The organism is Rhizobium rhododendri (assembly GCF_007000325.2).
GTDB lineage: Bacteria > Pseudomonadota > Alphaproteobacteria > Rhizobiales > Rhizobiaceae > Rhizobium > Rhizobium rhododendri.
Genome location: NZ_CP117268.1, coordinates 165,640 through 186,191 on the forward strand (window position 1 = coordinate 165,640; position 20,552 = coordinate 186,191).

A 20,552-nucleotide genomic window follows, 5' to 3' on the forward strand; every position below is an offset into this window, starting at 1 on the left:
CGTAAAACGGCGTCAGGACGGCTAATTAGCGGCCATGCATCGCCTAAATAATATGCGCAACATGAGAGGCGCGATTTTTTAGGCATAAATCTACAATAAATCGTGTGGCTTGCGACAATCGCTCCCATCGGCAACATCGCTAAGCTTCCCTCCGTCGAGTGCAGAACACTGCACCACTCACAAGAACGGAGCGGGAAATGATGAAGCTGAAAAATGGGAGCCGCAAGGCACTGAAGCCATGGCTGGGCCTGTGCATCATGGCGCAGTTGTTTGTAGCGACGGTGACCGGCGCAACGCTGGTTTCAATGGGAGGTGCCGAGGCGGCTTCCGCGACGCCTGCCGCCTGCGCCGATCTGCAAGCCAAATACCCGGCCCTGAAAGGCAAGACGCTCGTCAATGCCATCAATCCGCATACGCCCGGCTACGAGACGATCGACCCGAACAATCCGGACGCCTATATCGGCTTCGACGTCGATTTTGGCGAAGCCATCGGTGATTGCCTCGGCTTCAAGCTGACTTACAAGCCGGTGACCTTTGCCGCGTTGCTGACCACGGTCCAGGCCGGCCAGGCTGATATCGTCATCTCCGACATCTACGCAACGAAGGACCGTGCCAAGGCCGCCGACTTCGTGACTTACCTGAAGGTCGTCGACGGCGTGCTCGTCGCCAAGGACAATCCGAAGAAGATCACCGGCATCAATATCTCGCTGTGCGGCGCGGTCGCGGCTGAAAACACCGGTTATGTCGAGGTGCCGCTCATCCAGGCGCTGGAAGCAGAATGCAAGGCTGCCGGCAAGCCGGCGCCTGAAATCCAGCTCTACGACAATAACGACAATTGCATCCAGGCGATCCTCGCCGGCCGTGCCGATACTTACATCAACGACGCCAACACCGTCGATGGCGCGGTCAAGGCCTATCCGGACAAGCTCAGCAAGGCCACCGCAGTGACGCTGCCCTATTCGGTCGGCATCGCTGTGCCGCGCAACAATGTCGCATTTCGCGATGCAGTCGTTGCGGCCGTGACGGAGATCCAGAAGTCGGGCCTGCAGCTGGAGCTGATGAAGAAGTGGAGCCTGCCGGCAGACCAGATCGAAGCGCCTTCGCTCATTCTGGCCGACTAATGCACCTTCTCCCGGCCGGGCTCATTGGCCCGGCCGCTTTTCCCTGGACATTGCGAAGGCCATCATGGATCTTTTCCTCCACTATCTCAGCCAGCCCTACCTCATGACCGGGATCGTCTACACCCTCCTGATCACGGTTTTCGGTCTCGCCGGCGGCTTGGTCATGGGCCTTCTTCTGGCCGGCATGCAATTGAGCCGGTTTCGCGCCCTTTCGCTGCTTTCCCGCACCTACGCCATCATTTTCCGCGGCACGCCGCTCATTCTGCAGATGATCTTCTGCTACAACGTTTTGCCGATGATCGGCATCAAGCTGACGGCCATCGAGGCAGCCAGCCTTGCCCTTGCTCTCAATGAAGCGCCGTTTATCGCCGAAATCATCAGGGCCAATGTCATCGGCGTCGATCGCGGCCAGGTGAGTGCCGCGCAGGCCTTGGGCATGACGCCAGGTGCCATCATGTGGCGCGTGATTGCGCCGCAGGCGATGCGATCAATGGTGCCGGCGCTCGGCAACGAAGCCGTCAGCGCGCTGAAGAATTCGTCGCTTGCCTCTGTCGTCTCCGTGCAAGAACTGACGCTTCGAAGCACACAGCTGGCGTCTGCAACGTTCGACTTCTTTTCGATCTTCTGCGCCTCCGGGCTGATGTACCTCATACTGACCGGCGCAATTGCGATCATCCAGATTGTCGTCGAAATGCTTCTGGATCTCGATCGCCCCAAACCCAAGGAACAGATAGCACGGTTTTTCCGCGCGCTATCCCCGGGCCGCGCTGTGATAGCCACCACCGCGACGCCGGCTGCTGTGGGCACGGATATTCTGGCAGCGGAACGCGATCCGCTGCCGCCGGCCTCGCCGAAAGTGACGGCGGCGGCGCGCGGCATCGATCGACAGGCCCGCGCCGCACGGCTGGCCGGAAACCAGGTCGCGGTGGACGTGCGCGGCCTGCACAAGGCCTATGGCCCGAATGTTGTTCTCGACGGCATCAATCTGACAGTCAAGGCCGGCGAAGTCGTGGCCCTGCTCGGACCAAGCGGCTCCGGCAAGAGCACCTTGCTCCGCTGCATCAACCGTCTCGAAGGCTGGGAGGAGGGCTCCATCGAGGTCGGGGGAAGGTCTCTGGCGTTGAATGAAAGCGGCAGGACCCTGTCGCCACGGGCAATCGCGCAGATGCGGGCCAGTGTCGGTGTCGGCATGGTGTTCCAGCAGTTCAATTTGTTCGCCCATCTCACGGCCAGGGAGAATGTTGCCGATCCGCTGCAATGGGTTCAGCGGCTTTCACGCCTCGACGCAAATCGTCGGGCCGAAGCGCTGCTGCAGAGAGTGGGTCTGTCACACCGAGCCGATGCCCTGCCGCGCCATCTGTCCGGCGGCCAGCAACAGCGTGTCGCCATTGCCCGCGCCGTTGCTCCCGGTCCGACCGTCCTTCTGCTGGACGAACCGACTTCGGCACTCGATCCGGAACTGGTCAACGAAGTGCTCGAAGTCATTCGCCGCCTTGCTGTCGAAGACGGCCTGGCGATGATCATCTCCACCCATCAGCTCCGTTTTGCTGCCGAAGTCGCAGATCGCGTTGTCTTTCTCTCCGGCGGCTCCATCGTCGAGGAAGGACCGGCCGAGGAAATACTGAACAGGCCCCGGCATCCGCTGACGGCGCGCTTCCTTAGTAAGATGGAAGGCGAGTGAACCTGCGGTTCCTGCCTTCCAGTCTGTATTCTCAAAGAGGTCTTCCATGACGAACCATCATTTGCCAGCGACGTCTTCCACCGTCCACTGGGGCTATTTCAGCAAGACGCTTGCCCCCGTGCTGACGCTGAAATCCCATGACCGCGCCACCATCGAAACCATCACCCACCATGCCAATGACGACTATGATCGCATGATTGCCGGAGATGCTGAGGCAGAAGAGATTTTTCGCTGGACGAGCGAGGAGAAGACCATGGGCCGTCGTGGCGCCGGCGCTACCGAGGGTCCGTTCACCCATGGCGCCGGCGAAGGCCTCGGCGTGCATCTGCTGACGGGTCCGATTGCCATTGAGGGTGCAGAGCCCGGCGATGTGATCGAAGTCCGGATCCTGAATGCCTATCCACGACCCAGCGCCAACCCCGCCTATGAAGGCCGCTATTTCGGCTCCAACCCATCGGCAAACTGGGGCTTTCAGTACAATGATTTAGTCGAGGAGCCGAAGCAGCGGGAAGTGGTGACGATCTACGAGCTCGATATGAAGGAGCCCGCCACCGTCTCGGCCGTATACTCCTACCTTTGGACGCCGCAGACCGATCCGGATGGCATTGTCCATGCGACGATCGATTATCCTGGCGTCAGGGTGGACCACAATACCGTTGTCAAGAAAGACGGGGTTCTCGCAGGTATCAAGGTGCCGGCCCGCCTGCATTTCGGCACGATGGGGCTGGCTCCGGCCGAAGCCGATTTCGTCAGCACGATCCCGCCGAACTATACCGGCGGCAACATGGACGATTGGCGGATTACCTCAGGCGCTCGGATGTATTATCCGGTCGCGGTGCCCGGCGGCCTGTTCTCCGTCGGTGATGCCCATGCCTCACAAGGCGATAGCGAGTTGAGCGGCACCGCGGTCGAGATATCGCTGACGGGAGAGTTCGAGTTCATCCTGCATAAAAAGGCAGACCTGCCCGGCACCGTGCTCGAGGGGCTGAACCATCCGCTGCTGGAGAATGACGACGTCTGGTCGGTCTACGGTTTCAGCTACGCCAACTATCTGTCCGAGCTCGGTCCCGATCACCAACAGGAAATTTTAAAGCGGTCCAGCCTCGATCTCGCCATGCGCGATGCCTTTCGCAAGCTCCGCCGCTTCCTGATGACGGCGCATAATCTGTCGGAGGACGAGGCAATTTCGCTGATGTCGGTGGCTGCGGATTTCTCGGTGACGCAGGTCGTCGATGCCAATTGGGGGGTCACCGGTTCGATCCGGAAATGCGTGTTCGCCAGCAAATGACGAGCAGGCTGGCATTCTCTTCTTCGCATGTGCAATATGGATCCGAAGGGATCCAGGCGGGGGCTGTTGCAGACCCTGCCGCCACTGCAGATCAAGGGATGACCATTAGGCAATTTCTCAGCGAAGCCTATCCGACACGCTCTCGTAAAGGGGCGTGGCAGGATATCCTGTCCGAGTTCGGCCTTAGATCCGATGCTGCCGATCAGGGGCTGGAAAGCTTTGCCACTGCCTCGCTGAGGGGCGATCGTCAGTCGTTGCTCCTGGCGCGCCTGACCGCCGGCGACCAGACGTTGTCACCGCTCGTCCGGCGACCCGGCGGCCCGATTGCACTGATCTCCCTCGACGAAAGCCTTGAGATGCGGCTCGGCAGCGAGACGCTGTTGATCGAGGCTGGTTGTCTGGTGATCGTGCCGGCTGTCGGCGAGTGGCAGCTATGCCTTCGCAAGAGCGCCCGGATGATCGTTCTTTCCATTGCGGACAGCCTGTTTCCCGGCCACAAGGCCGGCCTGCAGACCTTGAAGGCGCCGCGGCATTACGTGGCCACAGGGATTGCGGCAATCTTCATAAAGACTGTCGAGACGGCCGCTGGCGAGATGGATAGCGTCTCGGAGTTGGAATGGCGATCGCTCGAAGGCGCCCTTGCGGATCTGTTTGTTGCCATCGTGCTGCAGGCCGAGACACATGACGCCGCCGCAAGCCCCGGTTCAGCGGCGCTATTTCATCGCGTCACGCTGGGTATCGAGCGCCATCTTCACGAGCCGGAATTGACCGCACTGCGCATTGCGCGCCTCGAAGGCATTTCGGAACGCTACCTGCAAAAGCTGTTCTTGCAGAACGGCGAAAGCGTCAGCAACTATATTCGTGAACGCCGTCTCCAGCGTGCGAGGGCAGCGCTCGTCGCCCCCGGCGAGATCCGTCTGCCGATTGCCGAAATCGCCTATAGCTGCGGTTTCGGAGATGCAGCCAATTTCAACCGTCTGTTCAAGGAGCGCTTCGGCCTGCCGCCGGGCGCATTTCGCAGCCGGCACCTGGAGAAGCTGGCTGCCAACACGAATGCAGAGCAGCGTGGCTGGCCGTTGAGCGCGCTGGTCGCCAAGCGGCTCCAGCAACGATCTATCGACACGGGCGATGCATTTGCCGATAGCGATGGCAGCGAGGCCGAGGCAGGCTCATCGGTCCATCACGTTCTCGCCGCCTCTGCTGCGACCGTGCACTGGGGCTATTTCAGCCGGGCGCTGCCGCCTGTCCTCGAGATCCGCTCGGGCGATACCGTTGAAATCCAGACGTTGACGCAGCACGCCTCCGACGCGCCGGAACTGATGATCCACGGGGATGCGGGGGCCGAGGACGTGTTTTACTGGACTGCCCAGAAAAAGTCCGTAGATCGCCGGGGTGCGGGTCCGATCGACGCCTCGATTTACGGCCGCGGTGCGGGCGAAGGCTTCGGGGTCCATATCTGCACGGGGCCGATCTATATGAAGGACGCGGAGCCGGGCGACGTCATCGAGGTCCGCATCAATTCGATTTCGCCACGACCGTCCAACAGCCCCGGCTATGAAGGACGAGCTTTCGGCAGCAGCGTCGCTGCCTGGTGGGGTTACCATTATAACGAGTTCATTCAGGAGCCCAAAGCGCGTGAAAATATCACGATCTACGAAGTCTTCGCAGACGAAGGCTATGCCGAGGCGCTGTATTCCTATCGCTGGCAGCCGCAGGCCGATCCCTTCGGGGTCGTTCACCGAACCTATGATTATCCGGGCGTTCCGGTCGATCGAAGCTCGGTCGAGATTTGCTCGCCTGTTCTGGAGGGCGTCCGCATCCCGCTCAGGCCGCATTTCGGCGTAATCGCAGTGGCACCACGCGAAGCGGAGCTGGTCGATTCCGTGCCACCCTCCTATTTCGGCGGCAATCTCGACAATTGGCGGCTCGGCCAAGGATCCGCCGTCTACCTGCCGGTATCGGTGCCGGGTGCGCTGTTGTCGATCGGCGATCCCCATGCGGCGCAGGGCGATGGCGAACTCGGCGGGACAGCCATCGAGTGCTCGATGACCGGCGACGTCACCGTCATCCTGCACAAGAAGGGCGAGCTCTTTGTGGAGTTGAGCTATCCCTTGCTCGAAACGCCGACGGAATGGATTTTGATCGGTTTCAGCCACCCGAACTATCTCGCGGAATTCGGCAAGAAGGGACAGGGAGAGGTCTACGCAAACTCTTCGCTCGATCTGGCCATGAAGGACGCGTTCCGAAAAAGCCGGCGTTTTCTCATGGAAAGCAAGGGACTTACGGAAGACGAGGCGATCGCTCTGATGTCTGCAGCGGTCGATTTCGGCGTGACACAGGTCGTCGACGGCAACTGGGCTGTCCATGCAATCATCAGGAAATCCCTCTTCAGGGTATAAAATTCAAAGTCTTCAAGGATAAAGGAAATCGATCATGCAGTTCCACATGATAGCCGGCGGCCCCAAGCCCGTTGCACCGTTTAGCCATGCCGTCGAAGTCGATGGCACGGTATACGTAACAGGGCAGATGCCCGACACGCCGGGAACGCCCGGCCAGCTACCGGAGGGCATCGAAGCCCAGACGCGCAACGTCATGGCAAATTTGCTCACCGTTCTCTCCGGACTCGGCCTCGGTCTGGAGCACATTGCGATGGCGCGCATCTACCTGACGCATTTTGACGACGACTATGCCGCCATGAACGAGGTTTATCGCAGCTATTTTCCAGAAGGCCGCCTTCCCGCCAGAACATGCGTTGGCGTGACGGGCCTCGCCTACAACGCCCGCATCGAGATCGACCTCGTCGCCAAGCGGCCGTCTTGATGGGATAGCGCAGGAGGGTGGGGTAGGGGGCTACCTACATGTGATGCAACAGGGTGACAGACCATTCCCTTCATTGATTGGAATGAATCTTGCATCGTCATCCGTCATCAGGTGCCGACCTCTTTGCTCGAGCACCAAAATTGATGGGAAGAGATATTTTATGAAGTTTTCGATTGCGATGGCTTTTGTCGGCCTGATGGCGGCGGCGCCTGTTTGCCATGCGCAGGATGGTGCATTGGCTGCCATCAAGCAGGCTGGTGTGCTCAAGGTAGGTACGACGGGCGACTATAAGCCGTTCAGCTACAAGGGTGCGGATGGCGCGCTGGTCGGTGCCGATATTTCCATGGCAAAGGACCTGGCGGCAAGCCTCGGCGTCAAGGTGGAATTCGTGACGACCACCTGGAAAACCATGCTGGACGACTTCAAGGCGGGCCAGTTCGACGTTGCCGTGGGCGGCATTACCGTCAATCCGGCACGCGCCGAGGTGGGCGACTTTTCATTGCCAAACGTCAGCGACGGCAAGCGACCCATCGCTCGTTGCGCCGACAAGGACAAATACACGACGATCGAAGCCATCGACCAGCCTTCGGTGAGGGTGATCGTCAATGCCGGCGGCACCAATGACAAATTCGCCCATGAGCACTTTACCAAAGCCGCGATTGACGTTCTTCCCGACAACAAAATGATTTTCGACGAGATTGCTGCCGGCAAGGCCGATGTCATGGTAACGGACGGAATTGAAGCCGACCTGCAATCGAAATTACACAGCGGCGTCCTTTGCCCGGCGGCAGTCAAGGAGCCTTTCACGCACTTTCAAAACGCCTATTTGTTGCGCAAAGATCCTGAGTTGAAGGCGGCTGTCGATGCTTTTGTAAACAAGGAACTGGCGAGCGGAGCATGGAAGCAGAAACTTGACGCCGCCATGTAGGCAAAGGCGATGCAAGTTCGCCCCCCGTTTGCCTGTTTTACGAAGAAGATCGGGTCCAGTTCTGGGCTTTCTCAAAAAGCCGCCCATAGACTTGCTGGCCTCGGCGAAAAACGTCGAGGCGGAAGAATTCATTAGGGGCATGCAGGTTCTCGTCGCCGTGGGAAAAGCCGAGCATGACCGCATGTAGCCCCAGAATATCGACAAATGGCGAGAATGCCGGGATCGAGCCACCGGCCCAGATACGGTAGGGGGCCTTACCATAGACTTCCTCGAGCACCTCCCCTGCTAGTCCGCTTGCAGGGTGGATGTCCGGAATGCTGAAAGCGCGGGCTTCCCGCTCGGTCGCGGAGAACTCCACGGCAACCCCCGGCGGGCAATGGGCTTCGACATGCTTGCGGATCGCCTCCGTAAGTTTCTCCGACGATTGTGCATGAACGATCCGGCAGGTGAGCTTGGCACTGGCTGAGGCAGGCAGGACGGTCTTTGCGCCTTCGCCCTGCCAGCCGGATGTCAGGCCATTCACATCCAGCATAGGCCGTGCACCGATGCGCTCCAGCACGGAGTAGCCGGGCTCCCCGTGGGTCGAAGGGGCGCCCGTTGCGTCGAGATAGTCATGCTCGTCGTAGGGCAACAAGGCTATGGCGTTCCGCATTTCCTGCGTCAGGGGAACGACGTCATCGTAGAAACCTTCGATCGTCACCAGCCCATCCGGTGATTTCATCGTTGACAGGATCTGCGCCAGTGCCATGGCCGGGTTGGCTATCCCGCCGCCGTGCAAGCCGGAGTGCTGGTCTGCCTTCGGCCCGGTGACCTTAATTTCAAAAGCCAGCGTTCCCTTCATCGCCTGCATGATCTGCGGCTGGTCCGGTGCCCATTGCAGGCCGTCGGCCGAAAACGCCATGTCGGCCTCAAGACGCGCAGCGTTCTCCGCGATGAATGCCCGCAGCGAAGCCGAGCCGACCTCTTCCTCGCCTTCGAACAGGAATTTCACATTCACTGGCAGGGTGTTGGTGGTCTTCAGCATGGCTTCGACCGCGAGGATCGGGGTCAGCATGCCACCCTTGTCGTCGGATACGCCACGTCCCCAAAGCTTGCCGTCTCTCAGCGTCGGCTCGAAGGGAGGGTTGTCCCAGAGATCCAGCGGTTCGGCAGGCTGTACGTCGAAATGACCGTAGATCAATACTGTCGGCTTTCCCGGACCCGCATCCAGCCATTCGCCATAGACGACGGGGTGCCCTTTGGTCGGCATCACCTCGGCCTTTTCGACACCTGCCGCCTTGAGGCGGGAGACGACCCATTCGGCGGCGCGATAGACATCGCCCTTGTTTTCCGGCTTGGCCGAAACGGACGGAATGCGCACGAACTCCGTGAGTTCGTCGATAAAACGAGACTGCTCTTGATCGAGGTAGGACGACCAGTCCATCATTTTTTGCTCCACCTTCACATATGCCTGTCATTCGCTCGTTAGCCGGGGTGTGTGCATCAGCTGCGCATCGCGCGCCCGGCTGGATCGTAAGGCGAGTTGGGAATGATCCGCGCCGCGCGGGGCTGCCCGACGACGTGGACCACAAGCTTCATGCCTTCGGCTGCAAACTGCCGATCGACGAGGGCAAGGGCGATGCTCTTTCCAAGTGTATGGACGTAGCCGCCGGAGGTGATGTAGCCGATCAGGCTGTCTTCCTTCCAGACCGGTTCGTAGCCGCTGGCATCGGCATCGGTCGCGTCGACTTCGAGCGTGACGAGCACCCTGGCAGCTCCACCGGCGTTACGCTCCGCCAGCGCCGCCTCCCGGCCGACGAAATCACCCTTGTCGAACGCTATGAAGCGTTCCAGCCCGGTCATTGAAGGCGTGTAGGCCTGGGTAAATTCGCGCGACCAGATGCCGAAGCTTTTCTCCAGACGCAGGGCATTTGTCGCGCCATAGCCGATCTCGCGAAGGCCGGCATCTTTGCCAGCGTCCAGCAGGATGCGGCGGAGCGTGGCGTGTTCGAAGGCCCGGCAGTTGATCTCGTAGCCCAGTTCGCCGGTAATCGAGAGCCTTGCCACCCGGGCCCGAATAAGGCCGATATCGATTGTATCGCAGCCCATGAAAGGCAGCGCGGAGCGCGCTATATTTTGATGGGTGAGACTTTGCAGGATCTCCCGGGAGGCGGGACCGGATAGCGCGAAACCGGTGAAGTCGTCCGAGATGTCATCTACGGTCACGTCGCAGGAAAGATGGCTCTCGAACCAGCGCATGTGCCAGTGCCTGAGGTAATAGGAGCCCATGATCCACCAGCTGCCATCGCCCCAGTTGAACAGCGTCAGGTCGCCCTTCAGCTTGCCGCTGTCCGAGAGCATCGGTGCAAGCCTTGCCTGCCCCGGTTTGGGCAGGCGACATGCGAAGGTCCTGTCGAGCCAGCCCTGCGCGCCCGGACCCGATACGCGGTAGCGGGAGAAGGCAGACGTATCCAGGAGCCCCGCTTTCTGACGGACCGCTGCGACTTCGGCGCCGATGATAGTATCTGCGTTGGAGCGCTTGAGGCTTGGCTTTTCGACGAAGTCGGGGTCGGCGAAATAAAGCGGGATTTCAAGGCCCCAGCTGGTGCCCCAGCGGGCGCCGGCCGCAGTCATCGCGTCGAACGCGGGTGGCGTGCGCAACGGTCTTCCGGCCGGCAATTGCTCGTTCGGGTAGCTCATGACGAAGCGGCGCGAGTAGAACTGTCCTGTCGTCTGGCGAATATATTCGCGGTTGGAGGCGAAATCGCCGTACCGGGCGATATCCATACCGAAGATGTCCGCCTCGGGCTCGCCGTGCACCATCCACTCGGCCAGCGACTTGCCGACGCCGCCGCCCTGCAGGAAGCCCGCCATCACACCGCAGGCAACCCAGTAGTTCGGCACGCCGCGCACCGGCCCGACAAGCGGGTTGCCGTCCGGAGAAAAGGTGAAGGCGCCGTTGACCCATCGCTTGATGCCTGCCGTCTGCAGGCACGGGAAACGCTCGAAGCCGAGTGTCAGCTCGCTGGCAATGCGGTCCGTATCCTCCTGAATAAGCTCAATGCCGAAATCCCATGGCGCGCCGTCCATGTTCCAGTGCCGGTAGTCGGTCTCGTATATCCCCAGTAGCAGGCCTTTCTGCTCCTGTCGCATGTAGGTGAAGCCTTCGAGATCGACGATCATCGGCAGTTCGTGGTCGAGAGCCGCAATTTCCGGGATAGACTCCGTGACCAGATAGTGATGCTCCATCGGCGTCACCGGCAGGTCGATGCCGGCCATGCGGCCGATCTGCTTGGCCCAGAGACCGCCTGCATTCACCACATGCTCGGCGATCACGGTTCCTTTTTCCGTCACGACGTTCCAGGATTTGTCGGGACGTTGCGTCAGTTCCAGCACCCGGTTGTGCTCGATGATCGTGGCGCCGCGTTTTTTGGCGCTGCGTGCATAGGCATGCACAACGCCCGACGGGTCGATATGCCCCTCGCGCCCGGCATACAGGCCACCCAGCACGCCTTCGATACTGACGATCGGGCAAAGCTTCTTGATCTCTTCGGGGCCGACGAGGTGGACGTCGGATATGCCCATGGTCTGGAAGACGCGGTAAGTGGATTGCAGCCATTCCCAGCGTTCGGGAGCGGACGCAATGGAAATGCCGCCGGTCATGTGCATGCCGATATTCTGGCCCGATTCAGCCTCTATCTCCGACAGAAGGTCGATCGTGTAGGATTGCAGCGCAGCGATATTGGGATCGGCATTGAGGGCGTGAAAGCCACCCGCCGCATGCCAGCTCGATCCCGCCGTCAGTACGTTCCGCTCGAAGAGCGCCACATCCGTCCAGCCGAGCTTCGCCAGATGATAGGCCACAGAGGCGCCGACAACCCCGCCACCGATAATGGCAACTCGGTAATGGCTTTGCATGGGTCCGGTCCTTTCCATGTTGGCGGGCAACGTTCTCTATTTCCAACCTGCCAATAATGGACACTAATGTCTATGAATTTCAAGGCTTGAATTTCTCTCTGCCTAGCCGCTCGGCTGCTCAGACGTCCGGGTGAAAGCGACGAGCGAACCGCCTGAAGGCCTCCATCTCATCCTCCGTCACATGCTGTCCGCTGAACGCCAGGACGTAGGATTCCACATAGGTAAACCTGACCTTCATGCTCTCCGGTACATCGAGCGCATAGTGACCGATCTGCGTGAAATAGAGGACCCGTGCCCTAACAAGAGCTTCCTTGGCGGGGTAGCCGTGGCGAATGAACATCTTCTGTAAAGCGTCTACGCGCTGATCGTCTGCCTGTACCACCACGGCGTTCACGGACGAGGAACGCTTAGCCCAAAACCGCACCGCCATATCGAGCTGGAAGTCGAAAAGGCTGGCGTCCACCCAGCATTCGAAGACGTTGAGGATTGCCTGCGTTATCGTGTCTGCCGGTCGCATGGCACGCTCGATGATGGGGCCCGTGTTCTTGCGGAGCCACAAATCGAGCATCTGGGCGTGAAGGTCCTTGGTGTTCTTGAAGAAGAAATAGAAGCTCGAGCGGGACACGCCGAGTGTCTTGGCAATGATCTGAACCTTGACACGATCTATCCCGTCGCTGATCAGCGCCTGGATGGACAGGTCGAGCCATTCCTCCTTCGTCGTGCGGCCAACCCTCTCTGGGGCATCGGCCTTTACCCTGGTGTTGCTGCTACTCATGCCTGCACCCGTAGTTTCATCTTCGCTCATTATCAAATAGCCCATGCGCCGGATAAAGTTCTGGCGAAATGCAGGATTGACGAGCCGTTATAATGGACATTAGTGTCTATGGAAACTGCTCGTCTAGAGATGATCCGTCCGTTGTGCACTTTATCGAAAAGGGGATGCCGAATGACGTCGAAGTTTGGAAATGAGAACCGGGACCCCCTTTCGACGGTTCAGTCTGCCGAAGGCGTGACTAGGCGTACCGTCTTGCAGGGTTCGCTCGCAGGCGCCGCATTGATGTTTACGGGCAGCGGCGCATTTGCACAGGCTGCAACACCCAAGAGCGGCGGCCATCTGAAGATCGCCATGAACGGCGGCGCGTCGACCGATGCGCTCGACCCGGCAAGCTACATCAGCGCCCTGCAATTTGTGCTGGCCCGCAGCTGGGGCGATACCCTGGTCGAGACCGACCCGACGACCGGCAAGGCGGTTCCGGCTCTGGCTGAATCATGGGAGACGACCGATGGCGGAACGACCTGGTCGTTCAAGATCCGGAAGAACGTGCGCTTTCATAATGGCGATGCGCTGAAAGTCGAGGACGTCGTCGAGACGCTGCGCCGCCACAGCGACAAAGCCTCCAAATCAGGCGCGCTCGGCTACCTCGCCAGCATCAAGTCCGTAGAGGCTTCGGGCGAGAATGTCGTCGTGACGCTGACCGAGCAAAACCGCGACCTGCCGCTGATCTTCAGCGTCTACAACCTCGTCATCCAGCCGAACGGTGGCAGGGGCGATCCCAATGCCGGTATCGGCACCGGTCCCTTCAAGATCGTCCGCAACAATCCCGGCGTCCAAATCCTGCTTGAGAAGAACAAGGACGACTGGCATCCCAACCGTGGCTGGGTCGACAGTGTCGAGATCCTGGCGATTGCCGACGTATCGGCGCGAACGGCCGCTCTGGCATCAGGGCAGGTTCATTTCATCAATGCAATCAACCCCAATACGATCCCACTGCTGGGGCGAATGAAGAATATCACCATTCACAACACGCCCGGGCGCAGCCACTATACGATGCCCATGCTGGTCGACCAGAAACCGTTCGACAACGTCGATCTTCGCCTTGCTTTGAAATACGCCATCGATCGCAAATTTCTGCTGAAGCAGGTCCTTGGTGGATACGGGACGCTCGGCAACGACTTTCCTGTGAATGCTGCCTTCGACATGTTTCCCGGCGACATTCCGCAGCGTGAATTCGATCCGGAGAAGGCTGCCTTCCACTACAAGAAGTCCGGTTTCGACGGGGCCGTTCCAATCTATGCTGCCGACGTCATGCAGGGCGGCGTCGATATGGCGGTCATCCTGCGGGATGGCGCGGCGAAGGCCGGCATCAAGGTCGCCGTCAACCGCGTTCCGACGGACGGCTACTGGAGCGGCGTCTGGCGCAACAAGCCTTTCTGCGTCTCGTTTTTCGGAACGCGCCTGACGCAGGACCTGATCTATTCGCTCGAATTCTATTCGAAATCAGCAAGCAACGAGTCGAAGTTCGACAATGCGAAATTCGACACGCTGCTGCTGGCCGCACGGGCCGAAGCAGACGAAGCGAAGCGCAAGGAGATGTACCGTGATATGGCACTCCTCGTGCGCGACGAGTCGGGTTCGATCATTCCCGTGTTCAACAACTACCTGAATGCGTCGAGCCCCGCCCTGAAGGGCTTCGTACCGGACGTCGGCAACGATCTCAGCAACGGATACATCGCATCACGCGTCTGGCTGGAGAGCTGAGGCAATCGGCGTGATCGTTGTCTGATCGATTATCGCGCCGACCGTTCATCCCGCAATACTTCCGCGTTCGCCTCTCAGCGGACGACGAATTTCTATTGCTGTGGCTTTCCGCGGGTCGCACGAAAAAAAGATTGACCTGATAGCAGATGTCAGACCAATCTATCGGCAACAAGGGAACGAACGTTTGCTGACACCATTGCCTACTCAGGATCGGACGCGCCAGGTCATCGATGCGTTGTCCGATTTCATAGAGAAAACCAACCTCCAATCCGGCGACCAACTGCCGACCGAGCGCGAGATGATGGGTGCCTTGTCCGTCGGTCGCTCGACCATTCGCGAGGTCATGACCCACTTCCAGGCGCTTGGGGTCGTAGAGACGCGCAAGGGGAGTGGCACCTACCTGCTGAAGCCGGTTTCCAAGGCAACGATCCATATGCCGCTGTCAATGGACACCACGCATTTGCGCGACGTCCTGTTGCAGACACTCGAGGTTCGGCGCGGTATCGAATGCGAAGCTGGGATGGTGGCTGCCAGGAAGCGCACTCCGGAAGATCTTGCGATCATCGAGGAAAAGCTCGACGAGATGGAGCGCGTCCACATCGCCAAGGGCGCCTCCGGCCCCGAAGACCTGGCGTTTCACCTCGCCGTCTATGACGCCACCCACAATCCACTATTCAAGCAGTTGCTGGAGCAGATGCGGGGCACCTTCGAGCGCTTCTGGACCCATCCTTTCGACCGGGAAGACTTTGCGCGTCGGTCGTTTCCGTTCCACCGCACCCTGTTCAACACGATCGTGGCACAGGATCCGGAGGCAGCGCGCCTCGAAACATTGAAGATTCTCGACGTCGTCGAGGAAGACATCAAGGAAATGTCAAAATGACCGCAGAGCTCGGGCCATTCGATCTCACATCACTGATTACCGCTCATGACGAAGGCAATTATGCCGAAGCGGTGGTGCCTCCGATCTTCCAGACATCGCTTTTCACCTTCTCCGATTACGACGATATGATCGCCTCCTATCGCGGCGAAAAGGTCCGGCCCATCTACACCCGCGGCCTGAACCCGACGGTCCGGATGTTCGAGGAGATGCTGGCCAAGCTCGAGGCGGCCGAGGATGCGCTCGGATTTGCCAGCGGCATGTCGGCGATCTCGTCAGCCGTGCTCACATTCGTCGAACCGGGCGACCGGATCGTCGCCGTCAAGCATATCTACCCCGATGCCTTTCGCCTGTTCGGCACGATCCTCAAGCGCATGAAGGTCGAGGTGACCTATGTCGATGGTCGCGACGAGGAGGCCGTCGCAAAGGCGCTTCCGGGCGCCAAGGTATTCTACATGGAAAGCCCGACCAGCTGGGTGATGGAAGCCCACGACGTCGGCGCCCTTGCAACGCTCGCCAGGCAGCACGGTGTCGTTTCGATGATCGACAACAGCTGGGCCAGCCCCTTTTTCCAGCAGCCGCTGACGCTGGGCGTCGATCTGGTCATTCATTCCGCCTCCAAATATCTCGGCGGCCATAGCGATGTCGTCGCTGGCGTTGTCGCGGGCTCGAAGGCGCTGATCGCAAGGATAAAGGCCGAGGCCTACCCCTATCTCGGCGGCAAGCTTTCGCCTTTCGATGCCTGGTTGCTCATCCGCGGCATGCGCACATTACCGCTGCGCATGAAGGCGCACGAAGCCGCAGCCATGACGATCGCCAGACGGCTGCAGAACCTCGACGTCGTCGAGGAGGTCTGCCATCCCGGCCTTGCCAACCGATTGCCGGCAGGCCTCAACGGCACGTCCGGCCTGTTCTCTTTCATTTTCCGCGAGGGCGTCGATATCCGGGCCTTCTCCGACCATCTCAGGCTTTTCAAGCTGGGCGTGAGCTGGGGTGGCCACGAGAGCCTCATCGTGCCCGGCGAAGTCGTCCTGCAGCAGAAGGCCCAGCCCAATTCCGCGCACACCTTCGGGATCAGCGCGCGGTCCGTCCGCCTGCATGTCGGTCTCGAAGGAAGCGAGGCCTTGTGGAGAGATATCGAGGAAGCAATCGCTGCAGCCTCGTAGGAACCATCAACAGGAAGAAAAACCGAAAAGGGGGAATAGCATGAAAAGACTGATAACAGCGGCACTCTTTACCGCGATGATGGCGGGAACCGCGTTCGCCGATACGACACTCAAGCTCGTCGAAGTCATCACCAGCCCCGAGCGTACCGAGACGCTCAAATCGCTCGTTGGCAAGTTCGAAGCGGCCAACCCCGGCACCAAGGTCGATATCATTTCGCTGCCCTGGAACGAAGCCTTCCAGAAATTCGCAACGATGGTCTCGGCCGGCGATACGCCCGATGTCATGGAGATGCCGGATACCTGGCTGTCGCTCTATGGCAATAACGGTATGCTCGAAAGCCTCGAGCCCTATCTGGCGAAATGGGAGCACACCAAGGAACTGACGCCACGTGCGCTGGAACTCGGCCGGGACGTCAAGAACACCGCCTACATGCTACCCTACGGCTTCTACCTGCGCGCGATGTTCTACAACAAGAAGCTGTTGGCACAGGCCGGCATTTCCGAGCCACCGAAGACCATGGACGATTTCGTCAAAGCCTCCGCGGCGGTCTCGAAGATCCCCGGAAAATACGGCTACTGCATGCGCGGCGGCCCCGGCGGCCTTAATGGCTGGATGATCTTTGCGGCCTCCATGGCGGGCGACAACACGTATTTCAAGCCGGACGGCACGTCGACCATGAACGACGAAGGCTGGGCCAAGGGCATTGAGTGGATGGTCGATCTCTACAAAAGGGGATATGCGCCAAAGGATAGCGTCAACTGGGGCTTCAATGAGGTCGTAGCCGGCTTCTATTCGGGCACCTGCGCCTTCCTCGACCAGGATCCGGATGCACTGATCGCCGTTGCCGAGCGCATGAGCAAGGACGATTTCGGCGTCGCGCCCTTGCCGAAGGGACCGTCCGGCAAGTCTTTCCCGACGATCGGCTATGCTGGCTGGTCGATGTTTGCGACAACCCAGAACAAGGACCTGTCCTGGAAGCTGATCGCCACCCTCGAGGGCCAGGAAGGCAACCTCGAATGGAACAAGAAGATCGGTGCGCTGCCGGCCTATACATCGGCAGAGAAGGATCCGTTCTATGCCGGTGACCAGTTCAAGGGCTGGTTCGAGGAACTGGCCGACAAGAACACGGTGCCGACTGTCATGCCGACCTATCTGGAGGAATTTGCCTTCTTCAAGGATTCGCTGGCCATCAAGACCTCGCAGCAGGCTTTGCTGGGCGATATCTCCGCCAAGGATCTTGCCGATCAATGGGCCGACTATCTGACCAAGGCGCAGCAGAAATTTCTCTCCAAGAAATAGGGCTTGATGCGGCGACGGAGCAATCCGTCGCCGTTTTCGCACACACTGTTGCTAGCCGCATTGCCGCTGCAAACCTGAACGGACCTTTGGCCGATGACCATGACCGCCTATACCGATGACAGGCGTCGAGACCGCAGGCCCTGGAAAAAGCGGCTCGCCGATGCCTCGGAACCCTATCTCTACAGTGCACCGGCACTGATCCTGATCGTCGCCGTCATGCTGGTGCCGCTGGTGATTGGCGTCTCTTATGCCTTCCGGGATGTCCAGCTGCTGAAACCGTTTTCCGGCGGCTTCATCGGCCTCGATCACTTTCGCGATCTTTCCAAAGATGCAGCCTTTTACGGCGCGCTGAGAAACACCCTGTGGTGGACCGGCGCATCGGTCGTCCTGCAATTTGCCTTCGGGCTGATCCTTGCCCTGCTGCTGGACAAGCCATTCTGGGGGCGTGGCCTCGTCCAGGCCCTGGTGTTCCTGCCCTGGGCCGTGCCCTCCTTTCTGGCCGGTCTCAACTGGGCCTGGCTCTTCAATCCGGTGATCGGACCGATCCCGCATTGGCTGTTCGCACTCGGCCTGATGGATCAGCCCGACAACATCCTGTCCAACCCGCATTATGCGATGTGGGGGCCGATCGTTGCCAATGTCTGGTGGGGGATTCCGTTTTTCGCGATCACGCTTCTGGCCGCGCTGCAGGCAATCCCGCGCGATCTCTACGAGGCGGCCTCCATCGATGGGGCCAGCTGGTTCCAGCGGTTCCAATCGATCACGCTTCCATTCCTGGCACCGACCATCGCCATCACCGTCCTGCTGCGAACGGTCTGGGTCTCCAATTTCGCTGACCTCATCGTCGTCATGACCGGCGGTGGCCCTGCTGATCGTACGCAGATCGTCGCCAGCTACATCTTCACCCAGGCCTTCAAGCGGCTGGATTTTGGTTATGCGTCGGCCATCGCGCTGGTGCTGCTGGTGCTGTTGCTCGCCTATTCGATGGTGATCATTCTGCTCCGGCAGACATTGCTGAACAAGGACTAGGCCCATGAGACGATCTTTCCTGCCCATCATCGCCCATCGGCTCGCTATCCTCGTCTACATCGTATTCGCCCTGTTTCCGCTGTTCTGGCTGTTGAAAGTTTCGCTGACGCCGAACGACCTCCTCTATACCGAGGGGGTGCGGATGTGGCCTTCGCGCACGACCTGGGAGCACTACGCGTTCGTGCTGGAGCACAGCGATTTTCCGACGTTCTTCAAAAACAGCGTGATCGTCTCGGCCTCTACCGCCATTGCCGTGACGATCTGCGCGTCATTGGCCGGCTATGCGCTGTCCCGCTTCGATTTTCGGGGCAAATACTGGATCGTGGCGCTCATGCTGCTGACGCAGATGTTTCCGCTGGTCATGCTGGTGGCGCCGATCTTCAAGATCCTCTCGCCTCTGCACCTGACAAACAGCCTGACCGGCCTGGTGATTGTCTACACGGCGTTCAACGTGCCCTTCGCGACCTTCCTGATGCAGTCATTCTTCGACGGCATTCCGAAGGAACTAGAAGAAGCCGCGATGATCGACGGCGCAACGCAATTCATCGCCTTCCGGCAGATCATCCTGCCGCTGACCTTGCCCGGCATTGCGGCAACGCTCGGCTTCGTTTTCACCGCAGCCTGGAGCGAGCTGCTCTTTGCCCTGATGCTGATCAACGGCAACCAGGCGGCCACCTTCCCGGTCGGGCTCTTGACCTTCGTTTCCAAATTCTCGGTCGATTTCGGTCAGATGATGGCGGCGGGCGTCATGGCACTCATTCCGGCCGGGCTGTTCTTCCTGCTCATTCAACGTTACCTCGTCCAGGGCCTGACGGCCGGCGCGGTCAAGGGATAGTCACCATGGCATCGATCGATATCCAGAACGTCAGGAAGGCCTACGGCCATGTGCAGGTGCTACACGACGTAGACCTGCAGATCGAGGACGGCGAATTCATCGTGTTGGTCGGTCCCTCCGGATGCGGAAAGTCCACGCTGCTGCGCATGATCGCCGGTCTCGAGGACGTCACCGGTGGTGAAATCCGAATCGCCGGTCGCCGGGTCAACGAATTGCACCCGAAGGACCGCGACATCGCCATGGTGTTCCAGTCCTATGCTCTCTACCCGCACATGAATGTCGCCGGCAACATGAGCTACAGCCTGAAAATCCGGAAGATCGCCAAGGAGAAGATCGCCGCGGCGGTGTCGCTGGCGTCTTCCAAGCTGGGTCTCGATCCGCTCCTCGAGCGGCGCCCCAAGGCACTGTCCGGCGGACAGAGGCAGCGTGTCGCCATGGGTCGGGCAATCGTGCGGGAGCCAAAGGCGTTTCTCTTCGACGAACCGCTCTCCAACCTCGATGCGCGTCTGCGCGAACAGATGCGTGCCGAAATCAAGAAACTGCATGCCGATCTGAAAGCGACTTCGATTTACGTCACCCATGACCAGATCGAGGCGATGACGCTGGCGGACCGGATCGTCGCCATGCATGGAGGCGTTGTCCAGCAGGTCGGAAGCCCGCTCGAACTCTATGACCGCCCCGCCAATCTTTTCGTCGCGGGTTTTATCGGCTCTCCCGGCATGAATTTTCTCGAGGCCAGCTACGACGGGCACCAGATGATCCTCGGGGATGGCACTCCAGTTCCGCTTGCCTCAACACCAATCGTCACGACCGGCGAAAAGGCAACGCTCGGCATCCGCCCGGAACACGTGGTCGTGACACGGAATGGATCTGGTATCAGTGCCGACGTGGACCTGATAGAGCCGACCGGTTTCGGTATTATCCTCCACCTGAAGCTGCACGGCCTGCCATTCAAGATCTTCACACTCGATCGCGAAACCATGTCGATGGGCCCGAAAGTCTCCGTCGCCTTCCCGACCCAGCATCTGCATGTGTTTGACGGCGAAGGAAACAGAGCGACCTGATCGGCTG

16 protein-coding genes are annotated in these 20,552 nt (G+C 59.8%); 13 read left to right on the forward strand and 3 right to left on the reverse strand.

Annotation, left to right across the window (positions count from 1 at the left end; translation table 11 throughout):
* Nucleotides 1-257 precede the first annotated feature (257 nt).
* The 6 genes from PR018_RS18585 to PR018_RS18610 all read left to right on the forward strand — a co-directional run bounded on the left by PR018_RS18585 (nucleotide 258) and on the right by PR018_RS18610 (nucleotide 7,838).
* Nucleotides 258-1,121 carry an ABC transporter substrate-binding protein gene (locus PR018_RS18585; protein ID WP_161990976.1) on the forward strand — a complete coding sequence of 288 codons (864 nt, stop codon included), beginning with the start codon at nucleotides 258-260 and terminating at the stop codon, nucleotides 1,119-1,121.
* A gap of 64 nt (nucleotides 1,122-1,185) precedes the next feature.
* The gene (locus tag PR018_RS18590) at nucleotides 1,186-2,802 is read left to right on the forward strand and encodes an amino acid ABC transporter permease/ATP-binding protein (RefSeq protein WP_142830907.1); all 1,617 of its coding nucleotides are present in this window, start codon (nucleotides 1,186-1,188) and stop codon (nucleotides 2,800-2,802) included.
* 46 nt (nucleotides 2,803-2,848) lie between these two features.
* On the forward strand, nucleotides 2,849-4,090 hold the full coding sequence (locus tag PR018_RS18595) for an acetamidase/formamidase family protein (RefSeq protein WP_142830909.1): 1,242 nt from the start codon (nucleotides 2,849-2,851) through the stop codon (nucleotides 4,088-4,090).
* 98 nt (nucleotides 4,091-4,188) lie between these two features.
* The gene (locus PR018_RS18600) at nucleotides 4,189-6,489 is read left to right on the forward strand and encodes an acetamidase/formamidase family protein (protein ID WP_142830911.1); all 2,301 of its coding nucleotides are present in this window, start codon (nucleotides 4,189-4,191) and stop codon (nucleotides 6,487-6,489) included.
* Nucleotides 6,490-6,523: 34 nt separating this feature from the next.
* Complete coding sequence (locus PR018_RS18605; protein WP_142830913.1) at nucleotides 6,524-6,910, forward strand: RidA family protein; 387 nt, start codon at nucleotides 6,524-6,526, stop codon at nucleotides 6,908-6,910.
* A 160-nt stretch (nucleotides 6,911-7,070) separates the two neighbouring features.
* Complete coding sequence (locus PR018_RS18610; protein ID WP_142831004.1) at nucleotides 7,071-7,838, forward strand: transporter substrate-binding domain-containing protein; 768 nt, start codon at nucleotides 7,071-7,073, stop codon at nucleotides 7,836-7,838.
* Nucleotides 7,839-7,875: 37 nt separating this feature from the next.
* Here PR018_RS18610 and PR018_RS18615 read toward each other — a convergent pair whose 3' ends face one another.
* From PR018_RS18615 to PR018_RS18625, 3 genes are all read right to left on the reverse strand, one after another.
* Nucleotides 7,876-9,264 carry a dipeptidase gene (locus tag PR018_RS18615; RefSeq protein WP_205470417.1) on the reverse strand — a complete coding sequence of 463 codons (1,389 nt, stop codon included), beginning with the start codon at nucleotides 9,262-9,264 and terminating at the stop codon, nucleotides 7,876-7,878.
* 56 nt (nucleotides 9,265-9,320) lie between these two features.
* Entirely contained in the window at nucleotides 9,321-11,735 is a 2,415-nt protein-coding gene (locus tag PR018_RS18620) for a GcvT family protein (protein ID WP_142830915.1), read from the reverse strand.
* Nucleotides 11,736-11,853: 118 nt separating this feature from the next.
* The gene (locus PR018_RS18625) at nucleotides 11,854-12,510 is read right to left on the reverse strand and encodes a TetR/AcrR family transcriptional regulator (protein ID WP_142830917.1); all 657 of its coding nucleotides are present in this window, start codon (nucleotides 12,508-12,510) and stop codon (nucleotides 11,854-11,856) included.
* Nucleotides 12,511-12,681: 171 nt separating this feature from the next.
* Between PR018_RS18625 and PR018_RS18630 the strand changes: the two genes are divergently transcribed.
* From PR018_RS18630 to PR018_RS18660, 7 genes are all read left to right on the forward strand, one after another.
* Nucleotides 12,682-14,274, forward strand: coding sequence for an ABC transporter substrate-binding protein (locus PR018_RS18630; RefSeq protein WP_142830919.1), 1,593 nt, complete (start codon nucleotides 12,682-12,684; stop codon nucleotides 14,272-14,274).
* 184 nt (nucleotides 14,275-14,458) lie between these two features.
* Nucleotides 14,459-15,154 (forward strand): FadR/GntR family transcriptional regulator, encoded by a 696-nt coding sequence (locus PR018_RS18635; RefSeq protein ID WP_142830921.1) that lies wholly within the window; start codon nucleotides 14,459-14,461, stop codon nucleotides 15,152-15,154.
* Nucleotides 15,151-16,317 carry a PLP-dependent transferase gene (locus PR018_RS18640; RefSeq protein ID WP_142830923.1) on the forward strand — a complete coding sequence of 389 codons (1,167 nt, stop codon included), beginning with the start codon at nucleotides 15,151-15,153 and terminating at the stop codon, nucleotides 16,315-16,317. Before PR018_RS18635 ends, PR018_RS18640 begins: the two co-directional genes overlap by 4 nt.
* Before the next feature lie 40 nt (nucleotides 16,318-16,357).
* Nucleotides 16,358-17,617: an ABC transporter substrate-binding protein gene (locus PR018_RS18645; RefSeq protein ID WP_142830925.1), complete on the forward strand. Its 1,260-nt coding sequence runs from the start codon at nucleotides 16,358-16,360 to the stop codon at nucleotides 17,615-17,617.
* Between the two features lie 93 nt (nucleotides 17,618-17,710).
* Complete coding sequence (locus PR018_RS18650) at nucleotides 17,711-18,646, forward strand: carbohydrate ABC transporter permease (protein WP_142830927.1); 936 nt, start codon at nucleotides 17,711-17,713, stop codon at nucleotides 18,644-18,646.
* 4 nt (nucleotides 18,647-18,650) lie between these two features.
* Nucleotides 18,651-19,481 carry a carbohydrate ABC transporter permease gene (locus PR018_RS18655; RefSeq protein ID WP_142830929.1) on the forward strand — a complete coding sequence of 277 codons (831 nt, stop codon included), beginning with the start codon at nucleotides 18,651-18,653 and terminating at the stop codon, nucleotides 19,479-19,481.
* 5 nt (nucleotides 19,482-19,486) lie between these two features.
* The gene (locus PR018_RS18660) at nucleotides 19,487-20,545 is read left to right on the forward strand and encodes an ABC transporter ATP-binding protein (protein ID WP_142830931.1); all 1,059 of its coding nucleotides are present in this window, start codon (nucleotides 19,487-19,489) and stop codon (nucleotides 20,543-20,545) included.
* Nucleotides 20,546-20,552: the final 7 nt, after the last annotated feature.